At 73.7% G+C, this 14,977-nt stretch carries 12 protein-coding genes; 5 read left to right on the top strand and 7 right to left on the bottom strand.

The features are described from left to right. Positions 1–67: 67 nt before the first annotated feature. From ACZ6W9_RS34325 to ACZ6W9_RS34310, 4 genes are all read right to left on the bottom strand, one after another. A complete protein-coding gene (locus ACZ6W9_RS34325; protein ID WP_470121484.1) occupies positions 68–1,306 on the bottom strand; it encodes an alanine racemase in 1,239 nt (412 codons plus the stop codon). Next, positions 1,303–2,880 (bottom strand): IucA/IucC family protein, encoded by a 1,578-nt coding sequence (locus ACZ6W9_RS34320; RefSeq protein ID WP_470121482.1) that lies wholly within the window; start codon positions 2,878–2,880, stop codon positions 1,303–1,305. Before ACZ6W9_RS34320 ends, ACZ6W9_RS34325 begins: the two co-directional genes overlap by 4 nt. Next, positions 2,874–4,691, bottom strand: coding sequence for an IucA/IucC family protein (locus tag ACZ6W9_RS34315; protein ID WP_389956422.1), 1,818 nt, complete (start codon positions 4,689–4,691; stop codon positions 2,874–2,876). Before ACZ6W9_RS34315 ends, ACZ6W9_RS34320 begins: the two co-directional genes overlap by 7 nt. A 113-nt stretch (positions 4,692–4,804) precedes the next feature. Further along, on the bottom strand, positions 4,805–6,055 hold the full coding sequence (locus tag ACZ6W9_RS34310; RefSeq protein WP_470121480.1) for a siderophore biosynthesis protein: 1,251 nt from the start codon (positions 6,053–6,055) through the stop codon (positions 4,805–4,807). 264 nt (positions 6,056–6,319) lie between these two features. On the opposite strand from ACZ6W9_RS34310, the gene nudC reads away from it, so the two are divergent. Then, entirely contained in the window at positions 6,320–7,297 is a 978-nt protein-coding gene (gene nudC, locus ACZ6W9_RS34305) for an NAD(+) diphosphatase (protein ID WP_389956416.1), read from the top strand. 187 nt (positions 7,298–7,484) lie between these two features. Here the strand turns inward: nudC and ACZ6W9_RS34300 are convergent, their stop codons facing one another. Together ACZ6W9_RS34300 and ACZ6W9_RS34295 are read right to left on the bottom strand one after the other, a co-directional pair. Continuing rightward, entirely contained in the window at positions 7,485–7,742 is a 258-nt protein-coding gene (locus ACZ6W9_RS34300) for a mycoredoxin (RefSeq protein ID WP_362939334.1), read from the bottom strand. A gap of 220 nt (positions 7,743–7,962) precedes the next feature. After that, positions 7,963–9,018, bottom strand: coding sequence for an alpha/beta hydrolase (locus ACZ6W9_RS34295; RefSeq protein WP_389956412.1), 1,056 nt, complete (start codon positions 9,016–9,018; stop codon positions 7,963–7,965). 188 nt (positions 9,019–9,206) lie between these two features. Here ACZ6W9_RS34295 and ACZ6W9_RS34290 point away from each other — a divergent pair, with 188 nt between their 5' ends. From ACZ6W9_RS34290 to ACZ6W9_RS34275, 4 genes are all read left to right on the top strand, one after another. Beyond that, positions 9,207–11,318 (top strand): ATP-dependent DNA helicase UvrD2, encoded by a 2,112-nt coding sequence (locus tag ACZ6W9_RS34290; protein ID WP_389956410.1) that lies wholly within the window; start codon positions 9,207–9,209, stop codon positions 11,316–11,318. Next, positions 11,315–12,181, top strand: a complete 867-nt coding sequence (locus ACZ6W9_RS34285; RefSeq protein WP_389956407.1) for an acyl-CoA thioesterase — start codon at positions 11,315–11,317, stop codon at positions 12,179–12,181. Before ACZ6W9_RS34290 ends, ACZ6W9_RS34285 begins: the two co-directional genes overlap by 4 nt. Positions 12,182–12,763: 582 nt before the next feature. Beyond that, entirely contained in the window at positions 12,764–13,033 is a 270-nt protein-coding gene (locus tag ACZ6W9_RS34280; protein ID WP_179826406.1) for a WhiB family transcriptional regulator, read from the top strand. A 109-nt stretch (positions 13,034–13,142) separates the two neighbouring features. Then, complete coding sequence (locus ACZ6W9_RS34275; protein ID WP_362939343.1) at positions 13,143–13,337, top strand: hypothetical protein; 195 nt, start codon at positions 13,143–13,145, stop codon at positions 13,335–13,337. A gap of 276 nt (positions 13,338–13,613) precedes the next feature. Here ACZ6W9_RS34275 and ACZ6W9_RS34270 read toward each other — a convergent pair whose 3' ends face one another. Then, complete coding sequence (locus tag ACZ6W9_RS34270) at positions 13,614–14,948, bottom strand: ABC1 kinase family protein (RefSeq protein WP_389956403.1); 1,335 nt, start codon at positions 14,946–14,948, stop codon at positions 13,614–13,616. Between the last annotated feature and the right edge of the window lie 29 nt (positions 14,949–14,977).

Here is a 14,977-nt window from a genome sequence, read left to right as displayed (position 1 = left end):
GAACTCCCGGTTGGGACTTTTCCCCGAGGCGCCCGGCATCACGAGATGAAACCTTCAAAACGGTGGGTCACCCCTCGGCATGGCGGCCGCTCCGGTGGCCGTCCCGGACCGCCGCCCGGCCCAGATAGCGGAACGACGGCGGCGGGTGCATCAGGAAGTCGTGGTGGGAGATGTTCCAGGCGTAGGCGCCCGCCATGGTGAACTCCACGACGTCGCCGGGGGCCAGCGCGACCGGCGCCCGGCGGGCGAGGACGTCCTTGGGTGTGCACAGCTGCCCGGCGATCGTGACCGGTTCGCCCGGCGGCAGCGGGGCCATCGGCTGGGAGTGCCCCTTGGCGGCGGGGGTGCGCAGGTGGTGGGTGCCCCCGGCGACCACGGCGAACAGCTCGCCGTGAACCCGCTTGACGTCGAGCACCCGCGTCACGTACCGCCCGCAGTAGGCGGTCAGGGACCGTCCCGGCTCGACCCGCAGCACCTCGCCCGGACGGCGCAGCCGCGCCAGGCCCTCGCCGTAGGAGCACCAGTCGAAGCGGTCGTCCGGGTCGGCGTAGGACACCGCCATGCCGCCGCCGAGGTTGACCTCCGTCACCCCGAGCGCGCGGGCGTACTCCAGCACGGTCCCGGCCAGCCGCAGCAGGTCGGCGGCGGCGAGCCCGCTGGCCAGGTGGGCGTGGACGCCGCGCAGCCGCACCCTGTCCTGCCCCTCCAGCGCCGCCGCGCAGCGGGCGACGTCGGCGGGGTCCATGCCGAACGGCGTCGCGCCGCCGCCCATGGCGAGGGACGCCCCGCCCACCGGCACGTCGAGGTTGACCCGCAGCAGCACGTCGGCGCGGCGGCCGGAGGCCAGGAGCCGCCGCAGCTCGCCGGGGCTCTCCACGTGCAGCCGGGTGACGTCCGCGGACAGCTCCGCCCGGGTCTTGCCCGGACCGCCGAGGGCCGTCGGCACGTCCGGGAAGAGCCTCCGGACGTGCGCCAGCTCGCCCGCCGAGGAGACCTCGAAGCCGTCCACGTGCCGGGCCAGCACCCTCAGCAGCTCGGCGTCGGGGTTGGCCTTGACCGCGTAGTACAGCTCGATCCCCGGCAGCGCGGCCCGCACCGCGGCGGCGTGCCCGTCGAGCGCGGCGAGGTCGTAGACGTAGGCGGGCAGGTCAGCGGTCGCCAGGCCGTACGGCGGGCCGCCGCGGTCCGGCTCCGGGGTCGCTCCCGCACCGTCCGGAGCCGGAGCCGGAGCCGGAGCCGGAGCCGGGACCGGGACCGGGGTCTGATCGGCGGGCGCCGGGCCGTACGGCGGGACGGCGGCCGTCACGAGACCATCGCCAGCGGGTTGGCGACCGGCACGTACCCGGCGCGGCGGTCGGCGGCGCGGGCCCACCGGACCGACAGGTTGGCCTTGGCGGGCAGCGGGGCGCCCGCCAGGAGGTCCGACAGCCGGCGCGGCCGGCCCCGCGACCCGGCGTACCCGGCCAGCACCTCCCCGGCCACGGCCCACAGCTCCCGCGCCGCGGCGGGGTCGGGGCCGGCCAGCCGGGCGGCGATCTCCGGCAGGTGGTTGACCATCAGGCAGTAGACCACCCGGTTCCAGCCCCCCTCCTCGTCGTAGGTGAGCGCCGCGGCGACCTCACCCGGCAGTCCGGCGAGGTCGTGACGGCCGGCGACGAGCTTGGCGCCCTCCATGTCGCGGAAGACGGCCTCCACCGGAAGCCCGGCCGCGTCCACGCCGACGAGCACGTTCTGCAGGTGGGCCTCCAGCACCACGCCGTGGGTCAGGTAGGCGTCGAGCACCGGCGGCGCGACGCGCTCCACGTAGGCCCGCCACCACCGCGCGGGGTCGGCGGGCCGGTCGCCGGCGGCGGCCAGCGCGCCGCTCAGCAGCGGGGTCACCCCCGGACGGCAGACCGACCACGGGCTCGCCCGGACGATCACGCTCAGCCCCTCCAGCAGCCGGGTGCCCAGGGCCGCGGAGCGGTAGCCCGGCTCGGGCAGCCACCGGGTGCCGGGGAACCGCTCGGCCAGGCCGGCGAACACCGGCGTGAGGCGCCGGGTCAGCTCCACCGCGCCCGCCAGCTCGTACCAGGAGTTCTTCCGGACGCAGTTGGTGATCCGCACGTCCAGGCTGAACTTCAGGCAGCGGTCGATCCCCGGCTCGTAGACCGTCCGGACCGACGAGGTGGGGACCGACGCCCGCGAGGCGCTTCCCAGGTCCGTCAGCCTCCCGTCGGCCAGCGGGGCGGCCAGCTCCGCCGCGAGCAGGTCGAGCTGCCACGGATGCGCGGGCAGGAGGGTGTAGCCCGGCGGCGCGGCGCCCAGCCCGTCGAGCGGACCGGTGTCGCCCACCCCGGCCAGCACGTCGTCGCGCACCCCGAGCAGCCGCAGCGGGAAGCTCGCGTGCGCCTCCGGGGCGTGCCGCAGCCAGCCCGCGTCGCCGCGCGCCTTCGGGCTGGGGTGGAACGGGTGGCCGAAGACCAGCCCCTGCTCCGAGGCGAGCCACGGGTCGGCCGGGGGCGGGACGTCCCGGCGGGCGGCGACCAGTGCCGCCATGGCCTCCCGGCTCGCCCCCACCTGGGTCGCGAACTCCTCGTTCGCCGCGTCCGCGGTCTCGCCCAGCTCCCGTTCGACGAGCCGGACCAGCAGGTCCACCGACAGGGGCCGCCAGCGCCCTTCGTCCAGCCGCTCCGGCGGCCCGTCGAACCGCAGCGCCAGCCCGCCGTACGTCCGGGCCCGCAGCAGGGTGCCCGCCACCCGCAGCAGCACGTACGGCTCGGCGTGCCATACCAGCCCGCGCGGCCCGGCCACCTCCCGGACGCAGCAGCGCAGCAGCGCGGCCAGCGACGCCTCCTCGGCGGCGGCGGCCGGGGAGGTGAGCGCGAGGCCGGTCAACACGGCGCCCTTCTCCCGGCCGCGCCACGGGAGGAGCCGTCACGGGTGGAGCCGTCGCGGGGAGCCGGGGGGCCGGCGGGGATCTGGCGCAGGTAGTTGGGGCCGCTGGTGCCGTAGAACTTGTTCACGTCGCGCGCCCCGGTGCGGGTCCTGTCCACCAGCGTCCCGGCGGTGACCATCGACTTGCCGACCAGCCGGGCGGCGTCGAGGGTCCTGGCCCGCAGCAGCCTGGCCATGGGGTCGTAGCCGTGCTCGTCGAGAGCCTCGGCCAGGGCGTCACGGACCAGCCGGAACGCCCGCGGGGGCGGCAGCACCCCGGATGTCACCGCGGTCGCGGCCAGGTGCAGGGTGATGGTCACGAACACGTCGGCGAGCGCGTGCGGGTCGTCGGTCAGCATCCGCTCGTCGGCGAAGTCCGGTACCTCGATCCCGGCCGCCCGCAGCCGCCCCGGGGAGGTCAGCAGGCCGTCGTAGTCCTTGACCAGCAGCCTGGCCGGTCCGTCGCCGAACACCAGCGACAGGTTCTGCTGGTGGGCCTCCAGCGCGGTGCCGTACCGGACGAAGAGCCGCACGTTGTAGGAGAACAGCAGGCGCAGGTAGTCCTGGAGCATCTCCGCCGCCTCCCCCCGGTACCACCGCCCGGCGAGCTCCTCGGCGACCAGCCCGCCGCCCGGCAGGGGAGCGGGCAGCGCGGCCACCGGGACGATCTCCCCGGCCGGGTGGCGGCGGAGCATCCAGCCGAGGTACTCGTGCCCGGCGTGGGCGTGGGTCTGCTCGTCGGCCAGCAGCACCCGCGGGTCCGGCATGCGGCGCAGCAGCAGCTCGGCCCGCGCCCCGTCGGCCAGCGTCTCCGGCTTGATCGACCGCCGGTTGCGCAGCCCCAGCGTGCTGGTGGTCAGCGGCAGTTTCAGGTGCGCGCGCCGGTCGAGCGCGACCGTGCGCGTCGAGAGCGTCGGCCGGACCTCGAGGTACGGTTCCGGCGCCAGGACCGTCCACGGGATCTCCTCGACCGCGCGGGCCGTCAGCGGGTGGACGGGGAACAGCACGTGCGTCCCGGCGAGCTCGCCGGGCAGCCCGACCGCGGGGAACTCCGGCGCGCACGGCAGTGCCGCCCCGGTGACCCGCTCCCGGGGCACGGCCGCCCAGCGCAGCTCGAAGGCGGGCGCGAACTCCGGCGCGTAGGCCACCAGCTCCTCGTCGGTCAGCCCGGTCCGGCAGCGCGCCGTCGGGTAGACCGGGTGGTCCACGAAGGCGGCCAGCGCCTCGTAGCGCACCGCGTCGAGCCGCCCGGCGTCCGCCTCCGCCCGGGGGCCGGTCCCCGCTCCCGCTCCGGTCCCGGTCCCCGATCCGGGGCCGACACCGACGGGGACCCGCCCGCCGGGGCCGTCGCCGCGTCCGTCCGGAAGCCGCCCGCCGCCGGTCCGCCGGCCCACCGGGGTACGGCGGGCGAGACGGGCCAGCACCTCCTCGCGGTGGGCGTCGTGGAGTTCGAGGGCGCGCAGCGCCTCCCCGCACTCCCGGGCGAACGCCTCCACCCCGGCCGCGTCCGCGGGCGCGGAGACCTCCCGCAGCGCGTGCAGGACCTCCGCCAGGCGCAGCGCCTCCTGCGGGGCGACCACGAAGTCCTGGAACGGCGACCCCGCCGCCAGCCGTACCTGCCGCCCGGTGGGCAGCAGCAGCACGACGCCGTCCCTGCTCCGCGTGACCCGTCCGGCCAGACCGCCGTAGTCCTCGCGCAGCAGCGCGTTCAGGACCCGGGCCGCCAGGTACGGCTCCCGCCCGCCGGCCCCGCCCGCGCGGTGCTCGCCGTCCATGCCGTGCCCTCCTCTCACCGGGCGCGCACCGCTCACGGGGCGCCCGCCGTTCACGCGACGCCCGCCGTCCGCGGGGCGCCTGCCGTCCGTGCCGCGCCCGCCGTTCGCGTGGCTCATGCGACCTCCCAGCGCGCGGTGGCGGCGAAGGCCGCGAGGGCGTCGTCCACGCTCGCCCGGTCGGGGCCGATGGCGCGGACGATGCCCAGGTAGTCGCGGTTGGTGTTGGACGGCTCGATCCGGTCGCCGACGGCGCGCAGCGGCCGGTGCCAGAGCCGCACCCGGTCGCCGGGGGCGGGGTCCACCACGCCCGGGGCCGCGGTCACGGTCCCCGGCCGGTCGGCCACCAGGCTCAGTATGGTCCCGTGCCCGGCGGGTCGGCCCGCGGGGTCCGGGAGGTCCGGGAGGCCGCTGCCGCCCCCGGGGATCCCCGGGGCCCGTCCCGCCCGCTCGTCCGTCCCCGCGGGGTCCCCCGGCCGGGTGCCGAACCGTTCGCCCAGGTGGACGGCGAGAACGTGCTCGAACAGCGGGACGCCCAGCAGGTCCGCGAGGAGGAAGTCGCAGTGGTCGCCGATGACCCGGTAGTTGACCTCGACGATCCGCGGCCCGGCCGGGGTCATCGCGTACTCGGTGTGGCAGGCCCCGAAGCCCGCGCCCAGCGCGGCGAGGGCCCGCAGGACGTGCTCCCTTCCGGGAGGGTCCGCCCAGTCGAGCCGTTCCTCCACGAAGTGCGGCGGCGGTCCCAGCGTGGTGCGGAAACCGCCGAGCACCCGCAGGTCGGTGCCGTCGCCGAGGGTCTCCAGCGTGTGCAGCGGCCCGTCGAGGTACTCCTCCACCACCAGTGCCTCACCCGGCCGCCGGCCACGGATCACCCGGACGGCCGTGGCGAGCTCCCCCGCGTCGGCCACCAGCACGACGTCCTCGCTGGCCACGCCCTCGCGCGGTTTGACGACCGCGGGGAACGGCGGGTCGGGGGGGGCCGGGTCGTCCGGTGCCAGCCGTACCGAGCGGACGGTCTCGACCCCGGCCTCGGCCAGCCGCCGCCGGGTGAGCGCCTTGTTCTTGGCGGCGAGGCAGGCCCGCCAGTCCTTGCCCGGCAGGCCGAAGTACGCGGCGGCGAGGGCGGTCTCCGCCTGGAGATGGTCGGAGTTGGAGAAGATCGCGTCGGGCGCGTGGTGGTGGGCGATGAGGTCGATCACCGAGCGGGCGTCGCGGACGTCGCACCGCAGCACCTCGGCCCCGGAGGCCGCGTGCCGTTCTGGGCGGTCGGTCAGGATCGTGACGTCGCAGGCCAGCGCGCGTGCCGCGGGGAGGAACCCGTCCGTGACCGAGTCGGTCGGTTTGAGCGCGGTGAGGTACAGGCGCAATGCGGGGACCCCCGTTTATCAGGTAAGGCTAACCTAACTCGGTTCATCTTAACCGGGTGGAGATCATCACGCTGGCGTCTCGGCGTAAACACGGTACATGTCCGGCCTGACATGAGGATGCCAGTCACCCCGGACGGTCCGGCGGCGGGCCCTGCGAGGCGCTCCGCACCGCTCCTGCGGGCCGGTCCGGGGTCGCGGCGGGAGGCGTCCGGGGACGCGGCGTAGGATGACCAGTCGGTCTGGGAGGCGAACGGCGTGGAGAGCGTGGAGATCACAGCACAGGACGGACTACTGGGGCCGCTGCTCCTCGCGCGCAGCGCCGTCGACCGCTCGGCGCTGCTGCGGGGCGACGCCGCGTGGCTGGAGAGGGCCTGGGCCGATCCCGCCACCCGGGTCCTGACCATCGACGACGGCAACACCCTGGTCAGGCGGTCGGGCGACGAGTTCTCACTGGTCCTCTCGGCCCCGGAGGACGCACCCGCGGGCGAGCGCTACCTCCTCGGCGTGGACGCCGGGGGCGTCGCCTACTTCGCGATCTCCGCGCCGCTGCCGGAGCCCGTCCTGGGCGCCTCGCACGGCCGGATCGTCTCCCCGGTCGCCGCCTCCGCCGTCCCGGACGGACAGGTCGTCGTCGCCGGGCTCCGCCAGATCGGCGCGCTGCTCGGCGACCTGGACGCCGGGCTGCTGGTCTACGCGGTCGCGCTGGAGGCGTGGCACTCCACCCACGAGTTCTGCCCGCGCTGCGGCAGCCGTACGGAGGTGCGGTCGGGCGGGCACGTCCGCGTCTGCCCCCGCGACGCCAGCCAGCACTTCCCCCGGGTCGATCCCGCGGTGATCATGCTGGTCCACGACGATCAGGACCGCTGCCTGCTGGCCAGGGGTCCGGAGTGGGGCGAGGGCCGGATGTCGGTGCTCGCCGGGTTCGTGGAGCCGGGCGAGTCGCTGGAGCACGCGGTGGCCCGCGAGGTGGCCGAGGAGGTCGGCGTGAGCGTCACCGGCGCCCGCTACCTCGGCAGCCAGCCGTGGCCCTTCCCGCGCAGCCTGATGCTGGGCTTCTTCGCGCGCGCCACCTCCACCGAGCTCGTCCTCGACCCGGAGGAGATCGCTGAGGCGCGCTGGTTCGGCCGCGCGGAGCTGCTGGCCGCGCTGGAGAGCGGCGAGGTGCGGCTGCCGTCCGGGCTTTCGATCGCCCGGAGGCTGATCGAGACCTGGTACGGCGAGCCGCTGTCCGGCGACTGGTGATCGGCGACGCGGTCCCGCAGTACGGCGGGTCGCCGTGCGAGGGCCGGTGATCCGCGACGCGGTCCCGCCGGGTTCGCAGGGTTCCGCGGTCCGGGGAAAGCCGATCCCGGCAGGGGGAACCACCCCACCGGGACCGTTGGCCGCCGCCGTGCTCCCCGCCGGAGCGGCGGGACGGCCGGCGCGGAGGCTACTCGCCGGCGACGGCCGCCGCGGCCCGCAGCCGCGCCTTGACCTCGATCACCGAGGGGTTGGTCGCCGCGGTGCCGTCGTCGAAGACGACGGTCGGCACGACCTGGTTGCCGTTGTTGACGCTCATGACGAACTCCGCGGCGTCGGGGTTCCGCTCGATGTCGACCTCCCGGTAGACGATGCCCTCGCGGGTGAGCTGGGACTTCAGCCGCCGGCAGGGACCGCACCAGCTGGTCGTGTAAACGGTGAGCGCCATGTCTTGATCATCCCCTCATGTGATGTTCGGCGCTCATGGCAACAAAGCGAAGGCCGTTCGTCTTCCCGCCCGATCCACGGACCTCTCCCGGCGGGTTCCCGGATCCTTCCCGCCCGGTCCTCGAACCCTTCCGGGCGGGCACCCCGGCCCTTCCCGCCCGATCCCGCGGACCCCTCCTGCCCGGCCCCGGGCCCTTTCCGGCAGGCGGCCGGGAAAGCCGTCAGCGGAGCCGGGACGCGACCCACTCCTGCACCGTCTCGGCCACCCCGGCCTGCCGGTACATCGGCGAGCTGTGGTCGGCGCCCGGCTGGGTCAGCACCGTCATCGGCACGCCGAACCGCTTCAGGCGCTCCTGGAGCCGGAGGCTGTGCTCGACCGGCACGAACTCCTCCTCCGAGTGCAGCGTCAGCACGGGGGCGTCGCCGCGGCTCGCGTGCAGCGGCACCTCCATGCTGTTCCAGACCTTCGGGCACTCGACGGGCTCGCACCCTCCGGCGAGGCGGACGGCGGACTCGCGCAGCTTGCGCCGGTAGGCGTCGGTGGTGTCGGCGCCGTCGTTGTAGGCGGTGATCGGCGAGATCACGGGGGAGACGCCGACCACGCCGCGCAGCCCCGGCAGCCTCCGCTCGCCGTAGGTGCCGACGGCGGTGGCCAGGTGGCCCCCGGCGGAGAAGCCGATCACCACGTAGTCGTTCGGGTCGAAGGACCACAGGGCCGCGTGCTTGCGCGCGGTGGCGATGGCGTCGAAGGTGTCGGTGCGGGGCGCGGGCCAGGCCGCGCTGCCGGAGAGGCGGTAGTTGAGGTTGAAGACCGTGTAGCCCAGCTCGGCGTAGCTCCGGGCGATCTCCGACATCTGCTTCTTGTCGCCGGTCGACCACCAGCCGCCGTGGATCAGGAAGACACCCGGCCGCCTGAGCTCGTCGGGCTGGTACCAGACGTCCATCCGCTGCATGGTGTGCCGGCCGTACGCGACGGTGTCGACGATGGTCCCCCTGGCCAGCGGGTCGGAGTCGCCGGTGGCGGGCGCCGAGGAGGTGGAGGACGGCGTCGGGGTCGGGGTGGGGGTGGGGTCGCCCTTCGCCGCCGCGGCGGACGCGGACCCCGCCGTGACGACGGACCCCGGCATGACGGCCCCCGCCGCGCCGATGGACCCCACCGTGACGGGCGTGGCCGCCGACACGTGGACGGCCAGGGACATGGAGGAGGCGTGCGCCATCGCGGGCCCGGACGCCAACGCCGCCAGGGCCAGCGCACTCACCGTCACCGCTGTTCGCACGAGTCTCGTCCTTCCCCGAAGTCCACTTCGCTCACATTGTGGAGTAAAGAAGGCGGTTTATGCATCTCGGGGGGCGACATAGGTTGGCCGCGGCACGGTGGCGGCCTTACCGGGTCGTGGCCATCGGCTGGAAAGATGTTTTCGTCCGACCCGTTCGACAGTCTGTGGGGGCGTTCGTGGAACTCGGCGTGGACCTCGATGACGTCCTGGCGGGCCTGGACCCCGAGCAGCGCGCGGTGGCCGAGACCGTCCGCGGCCCGGTCTGCGTGCTGGCGGGGGCCGGGACCGGCAAGACGAGGGCCATCACCCACCGCATCGCGTACGCCGTGCGCAGCGGCGCGGTCGAGGCGCAGAGCGTGCTGGCGGTGACGTTCACCACACGCGCGGCCGGGGAGCTCCGGCAGCGCCTGCGACTGCTCGGCACGCCGGGCGTGCAGGCCCGCACCTTCCACGCCGCCGCGCTGCGCCAGCTCACCTACTTCTGGCCGCGCGTCATCGGCGGCGACCCGCCCAGCGTGATCGAGTCGAAGCTGCCGCTGCTGGCCGACGCCGGCCGCTCCCTCCGCAGGAACCTCGACCGCTCGGAGCTGCGCGACGTCGCCTCCGAGATCGAATGGGCCAAGGCCACCCAGATCGGCCCCGAGGACTACGCCCAGGCCGTCACCAAGGCGGGCCGCACCCCGCCGCTCCCGGCCGAGGAGGTCTTCCGGCTCTACGACGCCTACGAGCGGCTCCGCCGGGAGCGGCACCTGGTCGACTTCGAGACCATCCTGGAGCTCACGGCCGCCGTGATGACCGAGCACCGCGAGGTGGCCGGCGAGATCCGCCGGCAGTACCGCTACTTCGTCGTCGACGAGTACCAGGACGTCAACCCGCTGCAGAAGCTGCTGCTCGACACCTGGCTCGGCGGGCGCGACGACCTGTGCGTGGTGGGCGACCCCAACCAGACGATCTACTCGTTCACCGGCGCGACCCCCCGCTACCTCACCGGTTTCCCGGTGGAGCACCCCGACGCCGCCGTGATCAGGCTGTTCCGCGACTACCGCTCCACCCCCCAGGTCGTCTCGCTGGCCAATCGGGTGCTCGACCGGGCGCGGACCCCCCACAAGATGACCCTGCTCGCCCAGCGCCCCGACGGCCCGGAACCGGTCTTCACCGAGTACGACGACGAGGTCGCCGAGGCCCAGGGGGTCGTCCGGGCCGCCGCCGGGCTCATCAGGAGCGGCGTGCCGAGCCGCGAGATCGCCGTGCTGTTCCGCGTCAACGCCCAGTCGGAGGTCTACGAGCAGGCGTTCACCGAGGCCGGCATCCCCTACCTGCTGCGCGGCGCCGACCGGTTCTTCGAGCGCCCCGAGGTACGGCAGGCGGTCGTGCTGCTGCGCGGCGCGGCCCGCTCCGCCTCGGCCGGCGACGACCTCGTCTCCACCGCCCACGGCGTCCTGTCCGGGATCGGCCTCACCGCCCAGCCCCCGAGCGGGGGCAGGACACGCGAGAAGTGGGAGTCGCTGAAGGCGCTGGCCGACCTCGCCGAGGAACTCGCCGCGGGCGGCGCCGACCTGCCGGGGTTCGTGGCGGAGCTGGAACGGCGGGCCGCCGAGCAGCACGCGCCCGCGGTCGAGGGGGTGACCCTCGCCTCGCTGCACGCCGCCAAGGGCCTGGAGTGGGACGCGGTCTTCCTGGCCGGAGTCACCGACGGGATGCTGCCGATCGTCTACGCCGAGACGCCCGAGCAGATCGAGGAGGAGCGCCGCCTGCTGTACGTCGGCATCACCCGGGCCCGCGTCCACCTGGGCGTGTCGTGGGCGCTGGCGCGCTCACCCGGGGGGCGCCGCTCGCGCCGGCCGTCCCGGTTCCTCGACGGCCTCATGGGCCGGGCCGCCGCCCGCGTCCCGTCGCCGGGTCGCGGCGGGCGCGACGGGACCGGTGGGACCGGCGGGGAGCACCGCGAACGCCGCGAACGCCGTACGGTCGCCGCGCCGGTGAGCTGCCGGGTGTGCGCCAAGACCCTGATCGCCGCGGCCGAGCAGAAGCTCGGCCGGTGCACCACCTGCCCCGCCGACTACGACGAGGGGCTCCTCTCGGCCCTGCGGTCCTGGCGCGCGGACGCCGCCAAGGAAGCCAAGATCCCGACATACGTGGTCTTCACCGACGTAACCCTGCAGGCCATCGCGGAACGGGCGCCCCTGTCCGAACGGGACCTGATGGCGATACCGGGAATCGGACGCGTCAAACTTGACCGGTACGGCGAGGCGGTGCTCCGCCTGTGCCGCGCTGCCGGAACCCAGACGGAGGACCTGTGAACGAGGCGCTCAAGGAGCTGCTGGACCTGCTCGACCTGGAGCAGATCGAGCTCGACATCTTCCGCGGCCGCAGCCCGGAGGAGCGCATCCAGCGGGTGTTCGGCGGCCAGGTGGCCGCGCAGGCCCTGGTGGCCGCGGGGCGGACGCTCCCGGCGGACCGCCACGTCCATTCGCTGCACGCCTACTTCATCCGGCCGGGCGACCCGTCGGTCCCGATCGTCTACAACGTCGAGCGGGTCCGCGACGGCCGGTCCTTCACCACCCGCCGGGTCGTGGCCATCCAGCACGGCAAGGCGATCTTCACTCTCTCCGCCTCCTTCCAGATCATGGAGCCCGGCGTCGAGCACCAGGCCGCCGTCATGCCGGAGGTGTCGCCGGCGGAGGGGTTGCCCTCGTTCCAGGACCGGATGCGTCAGATCGTCGATGAGGACTCCCCCTACCGGGAGTGGCTGTCCCGGCCGCGCCCGGTGGAGCTGCGCTACGTCACCCCCCTGACCTGGGAGGCCCACCGCGATCCCGAGCTGCGCGGCTCGAACACGAACGTGTGGTTCCGCTACGACGCCGAGCTTCCCGACGACCCGCTGCTGCACGTGGTGCTCGCCGCCTACGCCTCCGACTTCACCCTCGTGGACACGGTCCTGCTGACCCACGGGCTGGCCTGGGGGGCTTCGAACATCTCCGGCGCGTCGCTCGACCACGCGATGTGGTTCCACCGTCCCTTCCGCGTCGACGACTGGATGCTGTACGCCCAGGAGTCCCCGTGGTCCGGGGGCGCGCGGGGACTGGCCCGGGGCGAGATGTTCACCCGTTCCGGGGAGCTGGCCGTGTCGGTGGTCCAGGAGGCCATGATCCGGGTCAATTAGGTGGGAAACTGCAGGTAGAAAATATGTTGCCCGCCCCCGGGGGCCGGGTTTAGGGTCATGGTCAAGCAAGTCGGGTGTCGTAACCCGACGATCCGTAGACGGAGGTGAGTCCGCTGTGAAAATCAACATGATGATGCCGTCCCAGCTGGGGCTCGCTTTCGCATGCGGTGACACCGCCCTGCCTTGTGGCGGCCGGTCCATCCTCACGGCTGGTCCGGTCTCCCGGCGTCGGCAGGAGGAGTCTGCCCGGTCTCAGGCCGGTCGTCTGTTCGCCGCCGCTGCCACCGCCGAGCCGGTGGCCGCAGGCGTCGCGGGCGTTCCGGCTCTCGCGGGTGCCCCGGCTCCCGCAGGTGCTCCGGCCCTCATGGGCGGAAGCTACGCACCGGCCCAGCACGTCCGAATCGGTGGACTGCGTGGTCCGCATCCCTGGAGGAAACCTCCGGTCATCACCTGACCGGGGTTAATAGCCTCCAGGCCGCGGATCCGCAATCAGGATCCGCGGCCTTCTTGTTTGTCCGCGTCATTCCTGACCCCCACCCAGAGGTAACCAAAGATCAACACCCATACAGAGAGGTGAACAAGATGGGGGCCCAGACGATCATGGACCTGATCGACGAAGCCGAAATCCCCTGTCGTACCGACCCGGACCTCTGGTTCGCCGAGTCTCCTGAGGATGTGGAGTTCGCCAAGGCGCTCTGCGGAGGCTGCCCGATCAGGCAGGCCTGCCTGGCCCGCGCGCTCGAGCGCGAGGAGCCGTGGGGCGTGTGGGGCGGCGAGCTCATCCTGAGGGGGGTCATCGTTCCGAGGAAGCGTCCGCGCGGACGTCCGCGCAAGACCCCCCTCGCCGCCTGACCGAGAGCTGGTGACCGAGAACCGGTGACCGAGAACCGTTCGACCGAGAACTGATCGACCGAGAACTGATCGACCGAGAACCTGAGACCTTTCGAAAGGACCACTTCCGATGACCTACTCCACCACCCAGGGCCAGACCGCCTCCTCTATGCAAGAAGAACTGGTCAGGGACCGAATACGGACCCTTCACCGTGAGGCCGAGGAGCAGCGCCTGGCCTCCGGCGTTCTGCGCCTCCGGCGCGCGCGCCGTGACGCCGAGCGCGCCACCTCGCGTCTCCATCAGGCGCTGCTACGCCTGAGCTGACCGAAGAGGAAGAGATCGGGTGACCGGCCGCCACACCGGCCGGGCGGCCGGCCACCCGGCCTCGTGAAGGGCGTCCGCTCCGCATGGACCGGACGCCCACGCGGCCGCACATGCGATCTGAGTCACGGGGGCCCGCCACGGCGGGCCCCTTCTTCGTCTGCCGCCCCTCCCGAGGCGGTTCCCCGCGGCATCCAGACCGATGCCGTCTCCCCGCTTCGCCTCGGCCCCCGATGCCGTCTTCCCCGCGTCCGGCCCCCGATGCTCCGGTCCGCGGTCTCAGCCCGCGGCGGCCTGCTCCCAGGGGTCGTCCTCGTCGAAACCGGGAACCCAGCGGACCACCTCGTCGCGGAAGCGGGCGGTGGTGCCGAGCTGGCAGAGCACACCGATCCCGGCCGCGTGGACACGATGGATGAGCACGTAGGAGGGCGGCAGGTTCAGCTGGCGCGCGACGTTGCCGGGCCTCAGGTCGGTGACCGTCGCGGCCTGCTCCTGAAGCCACTCGCGGCTGAAGGTGAACTCCTCGGCCGTGGTCGGCTCGACGTAGGGAGCGAGGAACGCCCGCAGGGACTCGGGCTCGATCTCGATGTGGGGAAGGATGAACCCCTCGTCCCGCAACCCCTGCACCACGCTGGCCATGTCACCGCTGTTGAAGATGCGGGTCAGCTGCCCGAAGGCGGGCGGGTATCCCTGCGGCAGCCGGTTGACCGCACCGAAGTCGAGGGCGCACAGCCGTCCGTCGCCGGTGACCCGGAAGTTACCCGGGTGAGGGTCGGCATGGAGCATGCCCACCCGCGCGGGGGAGGAGAACAGGAACCGGACCAGCAGGAGTCCGGCGCGGTCGCGCTCCTCCTTGGTGCCGTCGGCGATGATCCGCGACAGGGGCGTGCCGTCCACCCACTCCGAGACCAGCACCTGCTCGTTGGCGGCGACGACGTCGGGGATCACGAAATCGGGGTCGTCCCTGAACTCCAGGGCGAAGGCGTGCTGGGCCTGGGCCTCGTTGAGGTAGTCGAGCTCCTCGGCGACCCGCTCACGCAGCTCGGTGAGCACGCTCTTGACGTCGAGGCCGGGCAGCAGCGCGCCGAAGAGCTTGCCCAGCCTGGCGAGCTGGGCGAAGTCGGAGAGCAGCGCCTTGCCGGCACCCGGATACTGGATCTTGACCGCGACCGTACGGCCGTCGTGCCAGACCGCCTTGTGCACCTGCCCGATCGACGCGGCCGCGGTCGGCCTGTCCTCGAACGACAGGAAGTTGTCCCGCCAGTCGTCCCCGAGTTGCTCGACGAGGACCTTGTGCACGGTCGCCGCCGGAAGCGGCGGAGCGGCGTCCTGGAGCCTGGTCAGGGTCGCGCGATAAGGCCCGGCGATCTCCTGGGGCAGCGCGGCCTCGAAGATGGACAGGGCCTGGCCCAGCTTCATCGCCCCGCCCTTGAGCTCTCCGAGGACCTTGAAGATCTGTTCGGCGGTGCGCTGCTGGATCTCCTGGGTGACGATCTCCGCGGGCTTGCCCCCGATCCGCTTTCCCAGGCCGAGAGCGGTGCGACCGGCGAAACCGATCGGAAGGGACGCCAGTTTGGCGGAGCGCGCTACGGCGCGGCGCGGAAGGTCACTCACCTTGGCTTCGCGGCCGGTCCCCGTACAGC

It is taken from the genome of Streptosporangium sp. NPDC053982 (assembly GCF_055585205.1).
The sequence above is the reverse complement of the archived record's forward strand: the minus strand, read 5'-3'. Positions and strand labels throughout refer to the sequence as shown.